The organism is Streptomyces sp. NPDC057743, from assembly GCF_042798755.1.
Classification (GTDB): domain Bacteria; phylum Actinomycetota; class Actinomycetes; order Streptomycetales; family Streptomycetaceae; genus Streptomyces.
The window spans coordinates 210,280-225,206 of sequence record NZ_JBHVJX010000002.1 but is presented as its reverse complement, the minus strand read 5'-3'; the positions used below and the strand labels follow the sequence as shown (position 1 = coordinate 225,206).

The following is a 14,927-nucleotide window of genomic DNA, read 5'->3' as shown; positions in this document are numbered from 1 at the left end:
GCTCGCCGAACGCCACCGCTTCAGGGCGGCCCGTGCCCGTCCGCATTCCCCTTAGACGCGCCTCATCACCGGTGCGGCGTCCGTATGTTGGAAGGCATCTTCCGCTTTTCGGGAAGCGGGCCATCCTGTAACCTGCACGAAATTTCAGCGGAGGGCCAACGTCGTCCCTCGGCACCGCCAATGCCACGACGACGTTGGGAGCGCCGATGCGCCACGCGTCCACGCACTCCGCGACCACCAGCAGCGCCGCCGCCTGGTCGCCCATGGACGGCCGCCCCGCCCAGCAGGGGATGTACGACCCCCGGAACGAGCACGACGCCTGCGGCGTCGGCTTCGTGGCCACCCTCACCGGCGAGGCCAGCCACGCCCTGGTCGAACGGGCCCTGACCGTGCTGACGAATCTGGAGCACCGCGGCGCCACCGGCTCCGAGCCCGATTCGGGCGACGGCGCCGGCATCCTGCTCCAGATCCCGGACGCGTTCCTGCGCGAGAACGTCACCTTCGAGCTCCCCGAGGCCGGCGGCTACGCCGTGGGCATGGCCTTCCTGCCGTCCGACGCCCACGCAGCGGCCGAAGCCGTCTCACGGATCGAGACGCTTGCCGTGGAGGAGGGCCTGGAGGTCCTCGGCTGGCGGGTCGTCCCGGTTGCCCCGCAGCTCCTCGGCAACGGCGCCCGCGCCACCATGCCGGCCTTCTCGCAGCTCTTCGTCACGGACCGCAAGAGCATCGGGCTGGCGCTGGACCGCAAGGCGTTCGCGCTGCGCAAGCGCGCCGAGCGGGAGGCCGGGGTCTACTTCCCCTCGCTGTCCGCCCGCACCATCGTCTACAAGGGCATGCTCACCACCGGCCAGCTGGAGCCCTTCTTCCCGGACCTGTCCGACCGCCGGTTCGCCACCGCCATCGCCCTGGTCCACTCGCGGTTCTCCACCAACACCTTCCCGAGCTGGCCGCTGGCCCACCCGTACCGCTTCGTCGCGCACAACGGCGAGATCAACACCGTCAAGGGCAACCGCAACTGGATGCGGGCCCGCGAGTCGCAGCTCGCCTCCCAGCTGTTCGGCAATGAGGACCTGGAGCGGCTGTTCCCGATCTGCACGCCGGACGCCTCCGACTCCGCCTCCTTCGACGAGGTCCTGGAGCTGCTCCACCTCGGCGGGCGGCCGCTGCCGCACGCGGTGCTGATGATGGTCCCCGAGGCGTGGGAGAACGCCCCCGCCATGGACCCGGCCCGGCGGGCGTTCTACCAGTACCACTCCACGATGATGGAGCCCTGGGACGGCCCGGCCTGCGTCACCTTCACCGACGGCACCCAGGTCGGCGCGGTCCTGGACCGCAACGGCCTGCGCCCGGGCCGCTACTGGGTCACCGACGACGGCCTGGTCGTGCTCTCCTCCGAGGTCGGCGTCCTGGACATCGACCCGGCCAAGGTCGTCCGCAAGGGCCGCCTCCAGCCGGGCCGGATGTTCCTCGTCGACACCGCCGAGCACCGCATCATCGAGGACGACGAGATCAAGGCCCAACTGGCCACCGAGCACCCCTACCAGGAGTGGTTGGACGCCGGCCTGATCGACCTGGCCGACCTGCCCGAGCGCGAGCACATCGTGCACACCCACGCCTCGGTCACCCGCCGCCAGCAGACCTTCGGCTACACCGAGGAGGAGCTGCGGGTCATCCTCGCGCCGATGGCCAAGTCCGGTGCGGAGCCGATCGGTTCGATGGGCACCGACTCGCCGATCGCCGCGCTCTCCGAGCGCCCCCGGCTGCTCTTCGACTACTTCACCCAGCTCTTCGCGCAGGTCACCAACCCGCCGCTGGACGCCATCCGGGAGGAGCTGGTCACCTCCCTGATCTCCTCCCTCGGCCCGCAGGGCAACCTCCTGAGCCCCACCGCGGCCTCCTGTCGCAGCGTGTCCCTGCCGTTCCCGGTCATCGACAACGACGAGCTGGCCAAGCTCGTCCACATCAACGCCGACGGCGACATGCCCGGCATGAAGGCCGTGACCCTCTCCGGCCTCTACCGGGTCTCCGGCGGCGGCCGGTCGCTGGCCGACCGGATCGAGGAGATCTGCGCCGAGGCCGACGCCGCCATTGCCGACGGCGCCCGGCTGATCGTGCTCTCCGACCGGCACTCCGACGCCGAGCACGCGCCGATCCCGTCGCTGCTGCTGACCGCCGCGGTCCACCACCACCTCATCGCCACCAAGACCCGTACCCAGGTGGGGCTGCTGGTCGAGGCCGGCGACGTCCGCGAGGTGCACCACGTCGCGCTGCTCATCGGCTACGGCGCCGCCGCGGTCAACCCGTACCTGGCGATGGAGTCCGTCGAGGACCTGGTCCGGGCCGGCACGTTCATCCAGGACGTCCCCGGCGCGGACGCCGACGCCGCCATCCGCAACCTCATCAAGGCGCTCGGCAAGGGCGTGCTCAAGGTGATGTCCAAGATGGGCATCTCCACCGTCGCCTCCTACCGGGGCGCGCAGGTCTTCGAAGCCGTCGGCCTGGACGAGGAGTTCGTCGCCAAGTACTTCCACGGCACCGCCACCAAGATCGGCGGCGCCGGCCTGGACGTCATCGCCCAGGAGGTCGCGGCGCGGCACGCCAAGGCGTACCCGGCCACCGGCATCACCGCCACCCACCGCGCGCTGGAGATCGGCGGCGAGTACCAGTGGCGCCGCGAGGGCGAGCCGCACCTCTTCGACCCGGAGACCGTCTTCCGGCTCCAGCACGCGACCCGGGCCCGCCGCTACGACATCTTCAAGAAGTACACGGAGCGGGTGAACGAGCAGGCGGAGCGGCTGATGACGCTGCGCGGCCTGTTCTCCTTCGCCTCCGACCGCCCGTCGATCCCGCTGGACGAGGTCGAGCCGGTCTCCGAGATCGTCAAGCGGTTCTCCACCGGCGCGATGTCCTACGGCTCGATCTCCCGCGAGGCCCACGAGACCCTCGCCCTGGCGATGAACCAGCTCGGCGCCAAGTCCAACACCGGCGAGGGCGGCGAGGACCCGGAGCGCCTCTACGACCCGGCGCGCCGCTCCAGCATCAAGCAGGTCGCCTCCGGCCGGTTCGGCGTCACCTCCGAGTACCTGGTCAACGCCGACGACATCCAGATCAAGATGGCGCAGGGCGCCAAGCCCGGCGAGGGCGGCCAACTGCCCGGCCACAAGGTCTACCCGTGGGTGGCGAAGACCCGGCACTCGACGCCGGGCGTGGGGCTCATCTCCCCGCCGCCGCACCACGACATCTACTCCATCGAGGACCTCGCCCAGCTCATCCACGACCTGAAGAACGCCAACCCGGCGGCCCGCATTCACGTGAAGCTGGTCTCCGAGGTCGGCGTCGGCACGGTCGCCGCGGGCGTCTCCAAGGCGCACGCGGACGTGGTCCTCATCTCCGGCCACGACGGCGGCACCGGCGCCTCGCCGCTGACCTCCCTCAAGCACGCCGGCGGCCCCTGGGAGTTGGGGCTGGCCGAGACCCAGCAGACGCTGCTGCTCAACGGCCTGCGCGACCGGATCGTGGTGCAGACCGACGGCCAGCTCAAGACCGGCCGCGACGTGGTCATCGCCGCGCTGCTGGGCGCCGAGGAGTTCGGCTTCGCCACCGCCCCGCTGGTGGTCTCCGGCTGCGTCATGATGCGCGTCTGCCACCTGGACACCTGCCCAGTCGGCATCGCCACCCAGAACCCGGTGCTGCGCGAACGGTTCAACGGCAAGGCCGAGTTCATCGTCAACTTCTTCCAGTTCATCGCGGAGGAGGTCCGCGAGCTCCTCGCCGAGCTGGGCTTCAGGACGCTGGACGAGGCCGTCGGCCACGCCGAGGTCCTCAACGTCGCCCGCGCGGTCAGCCACTGGAAGGCCCAGGGCCTGGACCTCGCCCCGCTGCTGCACGTCCCCGAGCTGCCCGACGGCGCGGTCCGGCACCGGGTCACCGAGCAGGACCACGGCCTGGCGAAGGCGCTGGACAACGAGCTGATCAAGCTCGCCGCCGACGCGCTGGCCGCGGACACCGCCGAGGCCGCCCAACCGGTCCGCGCCCAGGTCCCGATCCGCAACATCAACCGGACCGTCGGCACCATGCTCGGCCACGAGGTCACCAAGAAGTTCGGCGGCGCGGGCCTGCCCGACGACACCATCGACCTCACCTTCACCGGCTCCGCCGGCCAGTCGTTCGGCGCGTTCCTGCCCCGCGGCATCACCCTCCGCCTGGAGGGCGACGCCAACGACTACGTCGGCAAGGGCCTGTCCGGCGGCCGGATCGTGGTCCGTCCGGACCGCGGCGCGGACCACCTCGCCGAGTACTCCACCATCGCCGGCAACACCCTCGCTTACGGCGCCACCGGCGGCGAGCTGTTCCTGCGCGGCCGGGTCGGCGAGCGGTTCTGCGTCCGCAACTCCGGCGCCACGGTGGTCTCCGAGGGCGTCGGCGACCACGGCTGCGAGTACATGACCGGCGGCAGCGCCGTCGTCCTGGGCGAGACCGGGCGCAACTTCGCGGCCGGCATGTCCGGCGGCTCCGCCTACGTCATCGACCTCGACCCGGCCAACGTCAACAAGGAACTGGCCGGCGCCGTCCGCCCGTTGGACGACAACGACAAGCAGTGGCTGCACGACGTGGTGCGCCGCCACCAGGAGGAGACCGGCTCCACCGTGGCCGCCAAGCTCCTCGCCGACTGGGATGGAGCCGCGGCGCGCTTCTCCAAGGTCATCCCGTCCACGTACCAGGCAGTGCTCGTCGCCAAGGAGGCCGCCGAGCGGGCCGGGCTCTCCGAGTCCGAGACCCACGAGAAGATGATGGAGGCGGCGACCCATGGCTGACCCCAAGGGCTTCCTGAACCACGGGCGCGAGGTCGCCAAGACCCGGCCCGTCGAGGAGCGCGTCAAGGACTGGAACGAGGTCTACCAGCCCGGCTCCCTGCTGCCGATCATCACCAAGCAGGCGTCGCGCTGCATGGACTGCGGCATCCCCTTCTGCCACAACGGCTGTCCGCTGGGGAACCTCATCCCCGAGTGGAACGACTACGCCTACCGCGAGGACTGGACGGCGGCCAGCGAGCGGCTGCACGCCACCAACAACTTCCCGGAGTTCACCGGGCGGTTGTGCCCCGCGCCCTGCGAGGCGGCCTGTGTGCTGGGCATCAACCAGCAGCCGGTCACCATCAAGAACGTCGAGGTCTCCATCATCGACAAGGCGTGGGACGCCGGCGACGTCACCCCGCAGCCGCCGGAGCGACTCTCCGGCAAGACCGTCGCCGTCATCGGCTCCGGACCGGCCGGCCTGGCCGCCGCCCAGCAGCTGACCCGGGCCGGCCACACCGTCGCCGTCTACGAGCGCGCGGACCGGATCGGCGGCCTGCTGCGCTACGGCATCCCCGAGTTCAAGATGGAGAAGCGGCACATCAACCGCCGCATCGAGCAGATGCGCGCGGAGGGCACCAAGTTCCGCACGGAGGTGGAGATCGGCCGCGACATCGACGCGGCCAAGCTCCGCAAGCGCTACGACGCGGTGGTCATCGCGGCCGGCGCCACCACCTCCCGCGACCTGCCGGTGCCCGGCCGCGAGCTGAACGGCGTGCACTTCGCGATGGAGTACCTGCCGCTGGCCAACAAGGTCCAGGAGGGCGACCTGACGGTCGCGCCGATCACCGCCGAGGGCAAGCACGTGGTGGTCATCGGCGGCGGTGACACCGGCGCGGACTGCGTGGGCACCGCGCACCGCCAGGGCGCCGCCTCGGTGACCCAGCTGGAGATCATGCCGAAGCCGGGTGAGGAGCGCAGCGCGGGCCAGCCCTGGCCGACCTTCCCGATGCTCTACAAGGTCACCTCCGCGCACGAGGAGGGCGGCGAGCGGATCTACTCCGTCTCCACCACCCACTTCGAGGGTGACGAGGACGGCAACGTCCAGTGGCTGCACCTGATCGAGGTGGAGTTCAAGGACGGCAAGCTGGAGCAGAAGCCGGGCACCGAGCGCCGCATCCCGGCCCAACTGGTCACCCTGGCCATGGGGTTCACCGGCACCGACCGGGAGAACGGCCTGGTCGAGCAGTTCGGGCTGGAGCTGGACGAGCGCGGCAACGTCGCCCGGGACGCCGACTTCGCCACCAACGTCCCCGGCGTCTTCGTCGCCGGCGACGCCGGTCGCGGCCAGTCGCTGATCGTGTGGGCCATCGCCGAGGGCCGCTCCGCCGCCCGCGGCGTGGACCGCTTCCTCACCGGAGCCAGCGCCCTGCCGGCCCCGATCAAGCCGACGGACCGCGCCCTGGCGGTGTGAGCGTCCGTCACCGGATGTCCCGTACAGCGTCGTACGGAGGCACGGGGGCCGGGTGAACAGCCCGGCCCCCGTAACAGCGACGCCTGTCCCTCCACCCCGACCGGAGGGCAGGCGCCGCGCTGTCATGTCGGGCCCCGGCGGCCCCGTTGGGCGCTCGGCGGCCCTTGGGTTAGCCGTCCCGCTGGGCGGGGAAGCGGCGGCCCAACTGCCGGGCCAGTTCCCTGGCGGGCGCGGGGACGGCCTGCGGCGGGGGAGCCACCGGCGGCCGGAAGTCGTGCACCGGCGCGCTCCAGCCCGACACGTCGAGGGAGCCGTCGCCCAGCGGCAGCACCCGGCGCGGGTCCGCGTGCACCCGCAGCACCTGGGCCTCGACCTGCGTCCAGGCGCCGTCGGTGACGGTCCGCTCGCCGACCCGACGGGCCTCCAACTGCACGGGGCAGTGCGCCAGTCGGGGCGGCCGGACCAGTTCGGACGGCTCGGTCCAGGGCTCCTCCGCCTCGGGGGCGAGGCGCGGTCCCTCCTCGGTGGCCGTCCCCTCGGGCGGCAGGTTGAAGACCACGTCCGGGCGTAGTGCGAGATTCTGTGCGGTGCGGCCGCGGGCGGGTAGCCAGACGCTCACCACCGGGCCGAGTTCCCACCGAATCCGCAGCGCCACCAGCACGAACGTCCCGTCGTCGTTCTCCGTGGACAGCAGCGCCGGCACGACCGAACTGCTCTTCTCCAGCGCGGATTTCATGTTCCAGAGGATAGAAGGCGGACGATTCGGTTCTCACCGAAGTGTTATATGTGATTACGCTCTGCACATGATTCGATGGGACGCCGATCACGTAAACACCGCCGAAACCCCCGATCTGGCCGCCCTGGCCGCGCTGCTCGCGGACCGCACCCGCGCCGCCATCTGCATCGCCCTCCTCGACGGCGGCACCTGGACCGCCGGCGAACTGGCCGAGTACGCCGGAGTGGCCCCGTCGACCGCGACCGAGCACCTCAACCTCCTGGTCGCCGGCGGCCTGTTGGCCGAGGAGCGGCAGGGGCGCCGGCGCTACGTCCGACTGGCCGGGCCGGACACCGCCGAGACGCTGGAGAACCTCGCCGGCCTCGCCCCCTACCGCCAGGTGCGGATCCGCTCGCTGGCCGAGGCCAACCACCGCCGGGCCCTGCACCACGCCCGCACCTGCTACGACCACATCGCCGGCGCGCTGGGCGTGGCCATCGCCGAGGCGATGACCGAACGCGGCCTGCTGGCGCGGCAGTACGGGCTGGAGCTGACCGCCGCCGGCACCGCATGGCTGGCCGACCTGGGCATCCCGGAGGCCGGCCACTCGCCGACCCACCGGGCGCACGTGCGCACCTGCCTGGACTGGACCTCGCGCCGGCAGCATCTCTCCGGCGCGGTCGGCGCCGCCCTCTACCGGTATGCGGTGGAGCGGCGCTGGATCATCAAGGCCCCGGCCAGCCGCATCCTCGCGGTCACCGAGGCCGGCCGGGCCGGCTTCCGGAGCCAACTGGGGCTGCCCGCCGAGGTGCTGACGCCCGCCCCGGCGGTGGCGCCGCCGCGCGAGCGGGCGTGAGGGGGCGATCCGCCGGCCGGGCCCCGGCCGTCACTCCTCGCCGACGTGGGCGATCCGGTCGTCGCCCAGCCGGTGTTGGACGTCCTGGAGCAGGAGTCGCAGCAGTCCGGTGAGCTGCTCCTGCTGCTCGGGGTTCAGGGACTGGAGCAACTCGGCCTCGCGGCCCAGGACTTGGTCGACGGTGGACTCGACCAGGTCATGGCCGGCCGGGGTGAGTTCGACCAGGACGGTGCGCGGGGGGCCCTCGCCGGGTCGGCGGGTGACCAGGCCCTCGCGCTCGGCGCGGGCCACCCGTTGGGAGATCGCCCCGGCAGTGATCAGGGAACGCCGGCTCAACTCCCGGGTGCTCAGGGTGTACGGCGGGCCGCCGCGGCGCAGCACGCTCAGCAGGTCCAGGGTGGCGGAGTCCACCCCGGCCCGGGCCAGCACCCGTCGCCGGTCGTCGCCCAGCAGCTTCGCCAGTCGCCACAGGGGCGTGACGATCCCGATGGAGGAGACCGGCGTGCCGGGCCGCTCGCGCTGCCAGGCGGCGGCGATCTCCTCCACCGGGTAGGGCGAAGTGCGGCCCGGCGCACGGCCGTTGCCGTCGCCCGGCGCCTTGGGTGTGCTTGCCACGGGACCTCCCGGAGGTGTTATGTTCAGGTCTAAATTTAGCCCTGAACAAAGGGTCGTGTCACCTCACGTATTTAGACCTAAACATCATGGACGGAGTTCACCCCATGGCACGCACCATCCTGGTCACCGGCGGCGGCACCGGCATCGGCCGCGCCCTCGTCGAGCACTTCGCGGCCCACGGCGACCGGGTCTTCCTCACCGGCCGCCGCCCCGGCCCGCTGAAGGACGTCACCGGCGCCCGCCCCGAAGTCACCGCCCTGGTCTGCGACCACACCGACCCGGCGGCGCTCACCGCCCTCGCCGCGGCGCTGCCCGAGCGCCTCGACGTCCTGGTCAACAACGCCGGCGGCAACACCGACTTCGACGCCGACGGCGCGGCCGACCTGGCCGCCTACGCCCGGGACTTCCGCGCCAACCTGGACGCCAACCTCGTCAGCGCCGCGCTGACCACCCGGGCCCTGGACGACCGGCTGGCGGCCGGCGGCGCGGTGATCCACATCGGGTCCATCGCCGCCGACCAGGGGGCGGGGGCCTACGGCGCGGCCAAGGCCGGGCTCGCCTCCTGGAACGTCGACCTGGCCCGGGAGCTCGGCGCCCGCCGGATCACCGCCAACGTCGTCTCGCCCGGCTACATCGCCGGCACCGACTTCTTCCGCGACCGCCTCGCCGACTCCCGCCGGGAGCAGCTGATCGCGGCCACCGCCACCGGCCGCCCCGGCGCCGTCGACGACATCACCGGCGCGGTCGCCTTCCTGGCGTCCCCGGCCGCCCGGCACATCACCGGCCAGGTGCTGAACGTCAACGGCGGTGCGCACCCCACCCGTTGACGCCCGGCGGCGCCGGGTCAGGCGCCGTCGCCGGCCACCAGCCGGGCCGGGAAGCCGCCGGTCGCGATCGGGCCCCAGCGCCGCGGGGTCACCCGGATCAGGGACTTGCCCTGCTTGCGCATCGCGGCGCGGTACTCGTCCCAATCCGGGTGCTCCCCGGCGATGTTGCGGTAGTACTCGACCAGCGGCTCGATGGAGTCCGGGGCGTCGATCACCTCGGCCTCGCCGTCGACCTGCACCCACGGTCCGGTCCACTCGTCGGACAGCACCAGCACGCTGACCGACGCGACCCGGCGCACATTGCGGACCTTGGCCCGCTCCGGGTACGTCGACATCACCAGCCGACCGGAGTCGTCCACCCCGCAGGTCAGCGGCGAGCCCTGCGGGGTGCCGTCGGAGCGGCGGGTGAGCAGGATCGCATGGTGTCGGGGGCGGACGAACTCCAGCAGCCCGGGCAGGTCGACGCGGGTGGTGGTGGCGATGGAAGGGCTCATGGACGCGAGCCTAGGGCTTCGAGCCCGCTCCATGGCGAACCCCGCGGCCGCCCGCCACCCGGGTCGCGGCCCGGGCCTTTCGGCTCACCCCTTCAGCAACTGCTTGCCGGTGACCGCGTCCACCACCTTGCGGCCCGCCAACGGGCTCTTCAGCGAAACCTTCGTCTTGTGGGTGGCCAACTGGTCGGTGCACATGGCCTTGGGGTTCTTCTTCTGGCCCCAACCGGAGACCACCACCAGGTCCTTGGACTCCAGGACGCGGGCACCGTAGTGGGCGTCGCAGGCGCTGTGGCCGACGGTCACCGTGAGCGCCCTGGCGTCCGCGGCCGCCGGTCGGTCGGCGGCGGCCAGCGGCAGCAGCGCCTCCTGCCGGCCGGGGACCGGCGCGACCTTCGGCCAGTCCCGCACGATCTGCGCGGCCCGCTGGTCGAAGGCGTCCGCGCGGTGCTGCGGCGGCGAACTGTGCACCGTCTGCGTGGCCTTGCCACAGCCGGCGAGCGCCAGGGCGCCGGCCGCGGCGAGGCAGCCGACCAGGGCGGTGGTCCGGGTGCGGGAGCGATGTGCGGTGTGCTGCATGACGTGCCTCCTCGGGGTCGGTCGCGGATGGGACGTGTCAGGGTCACGACGGGTTCCGCCCCGGCCGGCCGTGAACTCCCGCAGGGCCCGGCCCTTTTCGCCGTGCGCTCAATCCGCCCACGGCGCAAACCCCGCGGCGCCCGGCCGACGGCGGTTAGCGTCCGATCATGGACGCACTCACCCGGATCACCCCGCACATCTGGCAACTCCCGTTCCCCGTGGGCCATGTGTACCTCGTCGCCCTGACCGACGGCGGCTTCGCCGCGGTCGACACCGGCATACCCGGCTCGGCCCCCGCGATCCTCGACGCGCTGGACCGGCTCGGCGGCGGCCCCGCCGCGCTCCGGCAGATCGTGCTCACCCACCACCACCTCGACCACATGGGGTCCGCCGCCGACCTGGTCGCCGCCACCGGCGCCCGCGTCCTGGCCGGCGCCCTCGACGCCCCCGTCATCAGCGGCGCCCGCCCCGAGCCGCCGCTCGACCTCGTCCCCGGCGAACGGGTCGTGCACGAGGGCGTCATGGCCGGGCTCACGGCCGGCGCGATGCCGCCGCTGCGCCATGTCGGGGTGGACACCCCGCTCCACGAGGGCGACACCCTCGACGACTGGCCCGAGCCGGTCCGGGTGCTGCACGTCCCCGGCCACACCGAGGGCGCCATCGCCCTCCATCTGCCGGGGAGCCGGCTGCTGTTCCCCGGGGACATCATCGCCACCGACCCCACCGGCTCCCGGGTCCTGCTCGGCCCCTTCAACGTCGACCGCGCGCGGGCCCTGGCCTCGTTCCGGCGGCTGGCGGCCCTGGACGACGTCGACACGGTCTGCGTCCCGCACGGCGTGCCGATCCGCACCGGCGCCCGCGCGCTGCTGGCGGCGGCCACACCGGAGTCGGACTGGCGGTGAAGTCGGCGCGAGGCGGGGGGTGTTGACTGCGGGGGGCGGTCCGTGTCGCGGCGGGGGCGGGCGGTATGCGGGCGGCCGGTGGTGCGCCGCTTACGCCCGCCCCACGACCGGCACGTGTAATTTCGCCGTCACGGCCCCACCGGGCCGCCCCTGGGCCCGGAGCGGGCGGGAGACGAGCGGGAGAGAGGCACGGCATGCAGCTGCACACCCACGAGTGGGGCGCCGGCGACCGGATCGCGGTGCTGATCCACGGGATCATGTCCGACCACCGCACCTGGCACCGGGTCGGCCCGGCCCTCGCCGACCGGGGCTACCGCGTCATCGGCGTCGACCTGCGCGGCCACGGCCGCAGCCCGCGCGGCGCGTACGGCCCCGAACTCTTCGCCGACGACCTGGTGGACACCCTGCCGACCGGCGTCGAGGTCGCCGTCGGGCACTCGTTGGGTGGGCTGGCGCTGGCCCTGGCGGTCGAGCGGCTGCGGCCGCGGCGGGCGGTCTACTGCGACCCGGCGTGGTCGCTGGTGGGCGTGGGGCAGGCGGTCGACCCGGCGGTGTTCGTGACGTTCAAGACCGCGGACCGGGCGCGGGTGGCGGCCTTCAACCCGCGCTGGGACGACGCCGACATCGACGTCGAACTGGCCACCCTCGCGGACTGGGACACCGCCACGGCGCTGGCCCTGTCCGGCGGCCATCTGCGGGACCGGACGCCGGCGCGTCCGGTGGTGCCGTCGCTGGTGCAGATCGCGGGGGAGGGGTTCCTGTTCACCGAGGAGGCGGCGAAGGAGCTGGTCAGCCGGGGCTTCACGGTCCGGACCGTGGCCGGCGCCGGGCACACCATCCACCGGGATGACCTGGCGGGGTTCCTGGCCGGGCTGGAGGGCTGGATCTGAACCGTTGCGGTGCCCGGCGGGGCGTCAAGTGTCGCAGTCCAGCAGGGACTTGCACAGGCCGCAGCGGGCCTGGAGGCGGCCGCGCACCGGGACGCGGATGCGCTGGCAGCAGGTCGGGCAGGGGAACGAGACCCGCAGCGTGGCGCCGGGGCCCGCGGACTCGAAGGCGTAGCCCCCGCCCGGGCCGGCGGCGGGCGCGGTGGTGCGGGGGCGGGCCGTCACCGCGCGGCGGTCCCTGGCGTAGCGGAGCCGCGCGGCGAGGCCGGCGCCGGCCAGCGGCGGCCGGCGGGCGTCCTGCCGGGACCGGGCCCGCCCCGCGGTGTACGCGTCGTACGCCTGCGGGCTGGTGAACCACGGCGACGGGTCCTCGCCGAAGAAGTCGGCGCGCTTGGCCAGCACATAGCCGAACTCCTCGGGCGTGAGGTAGCCCAACTTCTGGGAGAACGGCCCGTGTTCGCGGTAGGCGTCCAGCAGCAGCCAGCCGGCGCCGAGGTAGCTGGCGGCGGTGTCGGTGAGGATCTCGTTGTCGCGGGTGCCGGGGAAGGACAGGTCCAGCCGGTGCAGCCAGACGTGGGTCACCTCGTGGGCCAGGGCGGCGCCGATGTCCTTGCGGTGCCGGCGGAAGCGGTCGTTGAGCTCGACGAAGTACTCGGGGCCCGCGGTCAGTTCGACGGTCGCGGCGTGCTCCATCTCGCGGAAGGTGAGCACGATCCGGGCGTCCGGCAGATGCAGGTGGTGGACCATGGCGCGGGCCACCCGCTGGGCGCCCAGATGGAGGTCCTCGGCGTCGTCGAAGGCCACGTCGACGGGGAGCACGCTGGTGGGAAAGGTGCTCACGGTGTCGTGGGACAGCCGGCGGAAGAGCGCGGTGAGGGCCGCACGGACCGTGTCGAGATGAGGGAAGCCGTGCGCGATCTCGCTGCCGCCGGTGGTCATCGGCTCACTCTACGACCGGCGCGGGCGCGGCGGCACCAGGGCCCACCGGGCGTGCGGGGGACGGGAGTTGGCCGGATGTTGACCCTTGTCACTCTGTTCCCGCACTCCACATAATCACAGGGCGCTTTACGGGTTCATTGCCCAGGCGCCCGGAAGTTTTGCCGAGTGCTGCCGTCGTTCCCACGGATTTTGCGGGGCCGTGGTCGGCACGGGGCTTGGCATGGGCCTGTCATGACGCTTCGTTTCTCCACCCCCCACGGAAGGAAGCACGTTGCGCACCCACCACAAGCACCTCAAGAGAGCCACCGCCGCCGGCGCCATCGCCCTGGCCGCCGTCAGCCTCCAGCCCGTCGCCGCCCAGGCCGCCCCCGCCCCCACCCCCGGCGGCTCCAGCCACTCCCACGTCGTCGGCGGCACCCGCGCCGACCAGGGCGAATTCCCCTTCATGGTGCGGCTGTCGATGGGCTGCGGCGGCGCCCTCTACGCCAAGGACATCGTGCTCACCGCCGCGCACTGTGTCGACGGCAGCGGGCCCGACACCTCCCTCACCGCCACCGGCGGCGCCGTCGACCTCCAGGACCCCGCCGCCGTCAAGGTCAACTCCACCCAGGTCCTCCAGGCCCCCGGCTACAACGGCAAGGGCAAGGACTGGGCCCTCATCAAGCTGGCCAAGCCCCTCGACCAGCCCACCCTCAAGACCGCCGACAAGGACACCTACAACAAGGGCGACTTCACCATCGCCGGCTGGGGCGCCGACAAGGAAGGCGGCGACCAGCAGCGCTACCTCCTCAAGGCCACCGTCCCCTTCATCGACGACGCCGCCTGCCAGCAGGCGTACGGCGACTCCCTCACGCCCGGCGAGGAGATATGCGCCGGCAAGCTGGACACCGGCGGCACCGACACCTGCCAGGGCGACTCCGGCGGCCCGATGTTCCGCAAGGACGACGCCGGCCAGTGGATCCAGGTCGGCATCGTCTCCTGGGGCGAGGGCTGCGCCCGACCCGGCAAGCCCGGCGTCTACACCGAGGTGAGCACCTTCGCCGCCGACATCGCCAAGGCCGCCGCCCAACTCGGCTGACCCCGCACCACCGGCGCAGGGGCCCGGCCACCCCCACGGGCCCCTGCCCGTACCACCATCCGCCGCCGCGGCTTGCGGGCCGCCACCGCCACCGGTCCGATGGAGCCATGCCGATCAGCGTGGTCATCGCCGACGACCAGGAGATGGTCCGGACGGGCTTCCGGATGATCCTGGAGAGCCAGCCCGACATCGAGGTCCTCGCCGACGTCACCGACGGCGACGCCGCCCTGGAGGCCGCCGAGCGCCTCCGCCCCGACGTGCTGCTGCTCGACATCCGGATGCCCGGACCCGACGGCCTGGAGGTCACCCGCCGGCTCGCCGAACGCGCCGCCGAACAGCCCGAACTCCACGGCCGCCCCAAGGTCGTCATCGTCACCACCTTCGACCTCGACGAGTACGTGCACGCCGCCCTCCACAACGGCGCCTGCGGCTTCCTCCTCAAGGACGCCAGCCCCGCCCTGCTCGTCGAGGGCGTCCGCGCCGCGGCCGCCGGCGACGCCCTGGTCTCACCCGCCATCACCCTGCGCCTGCTGCGCAGCCGCACTCCCGCCGCCGGCCGCCAGCCCGCCGAACCCCTCACCGACCGCGAGGAACAGGTCGTCCGCGCCCTGGCCACCGGCCGCACCAACGCCGAGATCGCCGACGCCCTGCACGTCTCGCTCTCCACCGTCAAGACCCACCTCGCCAACGTCCAGGCCAAACTCGCCGCCCGCAACCGCGTCGAGATCGCCGCCTGGGCCTGGGAAACCGGCCTGGCCACCGAGGAATGAG

General features: G+C 72.8%; 13 protein-coding genes. 8 read left to right on the top strand and 5 right to left on the bottom strand.

Annotation, left to right across the window (positions count from 1 at the left end; all coding sequences use genetic code 11):
- Positions 1-206: 206 nt before the first annotated feature.
- Together gltB and ACFVFQ_RS03010 are read left to right on the top strand one after the other, a co-directional pair.
- Positions 207-4,814 carry a glutamate synthase large subunit gene (gltB, locus tag ACFVFQ_RS03015; RefSeq protein WP_383407606.1) on the top strand — a complete coding sequence of 1,536 codons (4,608 nt, stop codon included), beginning with the start codon at positions 207-209 and terminating at the stop codon, positions 4,812-4,814.
- Positions 4,807-6,267, top strand: a complete 1,461-nt coding sequence (locus tag ACFVFQ_RS03010) for a glutamate synthase subunit beta (protein ID WP_383407603.1) — start codon at positions 4,807-4,809, stop codon at positions 6,265-6,267. The genes gltB and ACFVFQ_RS03010 overlap by 8 nt, the downstream gene beginning before the upstream one ends.
- Before the next feature lie 169 nt (positions 6,268-6,436).
- Here ACFVFQ_RS03010 and ACFVFQ_RS03005 read toward each other — a convergent pair whose 3' ends face one another.
- The gene (locus ACFVFQ_RS03005; protein ID WP_383407600.1) at positions 6,437-7,003 is read right to left on the bottom strand and encodes a hypothetical protein; all 567 of its coding nucleotides are present in this window, start codon (positions 7,001-7,003) and stop codon (positions 6,437-6,439) included.
- A 67-nt stretch (positions 7,004-7,070) separates the two neighbouring features.
- Between ACFVFQ_RS03005 and ACFVFQ_RS03000 the strand changes: the two genes are divergently transcribed.
- Positions 7,071-7,838 (top strand): ArsR/SmtB family transcription factor, encoded by a 768-nt coding sequence (locus ACFVFQ_RS03000; RefSeq protein ID WP_383407596.1) that lies wholly within the window; start codon positions 7,071-7,073, stop codon positions 7,836-7,838.
- A 30-nt stretch (positions 7,839-7,868) separates the two neighbouring features.
- On the opposite strand, the gene ACFVFQ_RS02995 is transcribed toward ACFVFQ_RS03000, so the two are convergent.
- Positions 7,869-8,453, bottom strand: coding sequence for a MarR family winged helix-turn-helix transcriptional regulator (locus ACFVFQ_RS02995; protein WP_383407593.1), 585 nt, complete (start codon positions 8,451-8,453; stop codon positions 7,869-7,871).
- Between the two features lie 104 nt (positions 8,454-8,557).
- Between ACFVFQ_RS02995 and ACFVFQ_RS02990 the strand changes: the two genes are divergently transcribed.
- A complete protein-coding gene (locus ACFVFQ_RS02990) occupies positions 8,558-9,280 on the top strand; it encodes an SDR family NAD(P)-dependent oxidoreductase (protein WP_383407591.1) in 723 nt (240 codons plus the stop codon).
- Between the two features lie 17 nt (positions 9,281-9,297).
- Here the strand turns inward: ACFVFQ_RS02990 and ACFVFQ_RS02985 are convergent, their stop codons facing one another.
- Positions 9,298-9,774: a PPOX class F420-dependent oxidoreductase gene (locus tag ACFVFQ_RS02985; RefSeq protein ID WP_383407588.1), complete on the bottom strand. Its 477-nt coding sequence runs from the start codon at positions 9,772-9,774 to the stop codon at positions 9,298-9,300.
- An 84-nt stretch (positions 9,775-9,858) separates the two neighbouring features.
- Positions 9,859-10,350: a hypothetical protein gene (locus tag ACFVFQ_RS02980; protein ID WP_383407585.1), complete on the bottom strand. Its 492-nt coding sequence runs from the start codon at positions 10,348-10,350 to the stop codon at positions 9,859-9,861.
- A 167-nt stretch (positions 10,351-10,517) separates the two neighbouring features.
- Between ACFVFQ_RS02980 and ACFVFQ_RS02975 the strand changes: the two genes are divergently transcribed.
- Together ACFVFQ_RS02975 and ACFVFQ_RS02970 are read left to right on the top strand one after the other, a co-directional pair.
- Positions 10,518-11,252, top strand: a complete 735-nt coding sequence (locus ACFVFQ_RS02975) for an MBL fold metallo-hydrolase (protein ID WP_383407582.1) — start codon at positions 10,518-10,520, stop codon at positions 11,250-11,252.
- A gap of 194 nt (positions 11,253-11,446) precedes the next feature.
- Positions 11,447-12,142, top strand: coding sequence for an alpha/beta fold hydrolase (locus ACFVFQ_RS02970; RefSeq protein WP_383407579.1), 696 nt, complete (start codon positions 11,447-11,449; stop codon positions 12,140-12,142).
- A 24-nt stretch (positions 12,143-12,166) separates the two neighbouring features.
- Here the strand turns inward: ACFVFQ_RS02970 and ACFVFQ_RS02965 are convergent, their stop codons facing one another.
- Positions 12,167-13,078, bottom strand: coding sequence for a hypothetical protein (locus ACFVFQ_RS02965; protein ID WP_383407576.1), 912 nt, complete (start codon positions 13,076-13,078; stop codon positions 12,167-12,169).
- A 271-nt stretch (positions 13,079-13,349) separates the two neighbouring features.
- Here ACFVFQ_RS02965 and ACFVFQ_RS02960 point away from each other — a divergent pair, with 271 nt between their 5' ends.
- Positions 13,350-14,156 carry a S1 family peptidase gene (locus ACFVFQ_RS02960; RefSeq protein WP_383407573.1) on the top strand — a complete coding sequence of 269 codons (807 nt, stop codon included), beginning with the start codon at positions 13,350-13,352 and terminating at the stop codon, positions 14,154-14,156.
- A gap of 107 nt (positions 14,157-14,263) precedes the next feature.
- Complete coding sequence (locus tag ACFVFQ_RS02955; RefSeq protein ID WP_383407568.1) at positions 14,264-14,926, top strand: response regulator; 663 nt, start codon at positions 14,264-14,266, stop codon at positions 14,924-14,926.
- Position 14,927 lies beyond the last annotated feature (1 nt).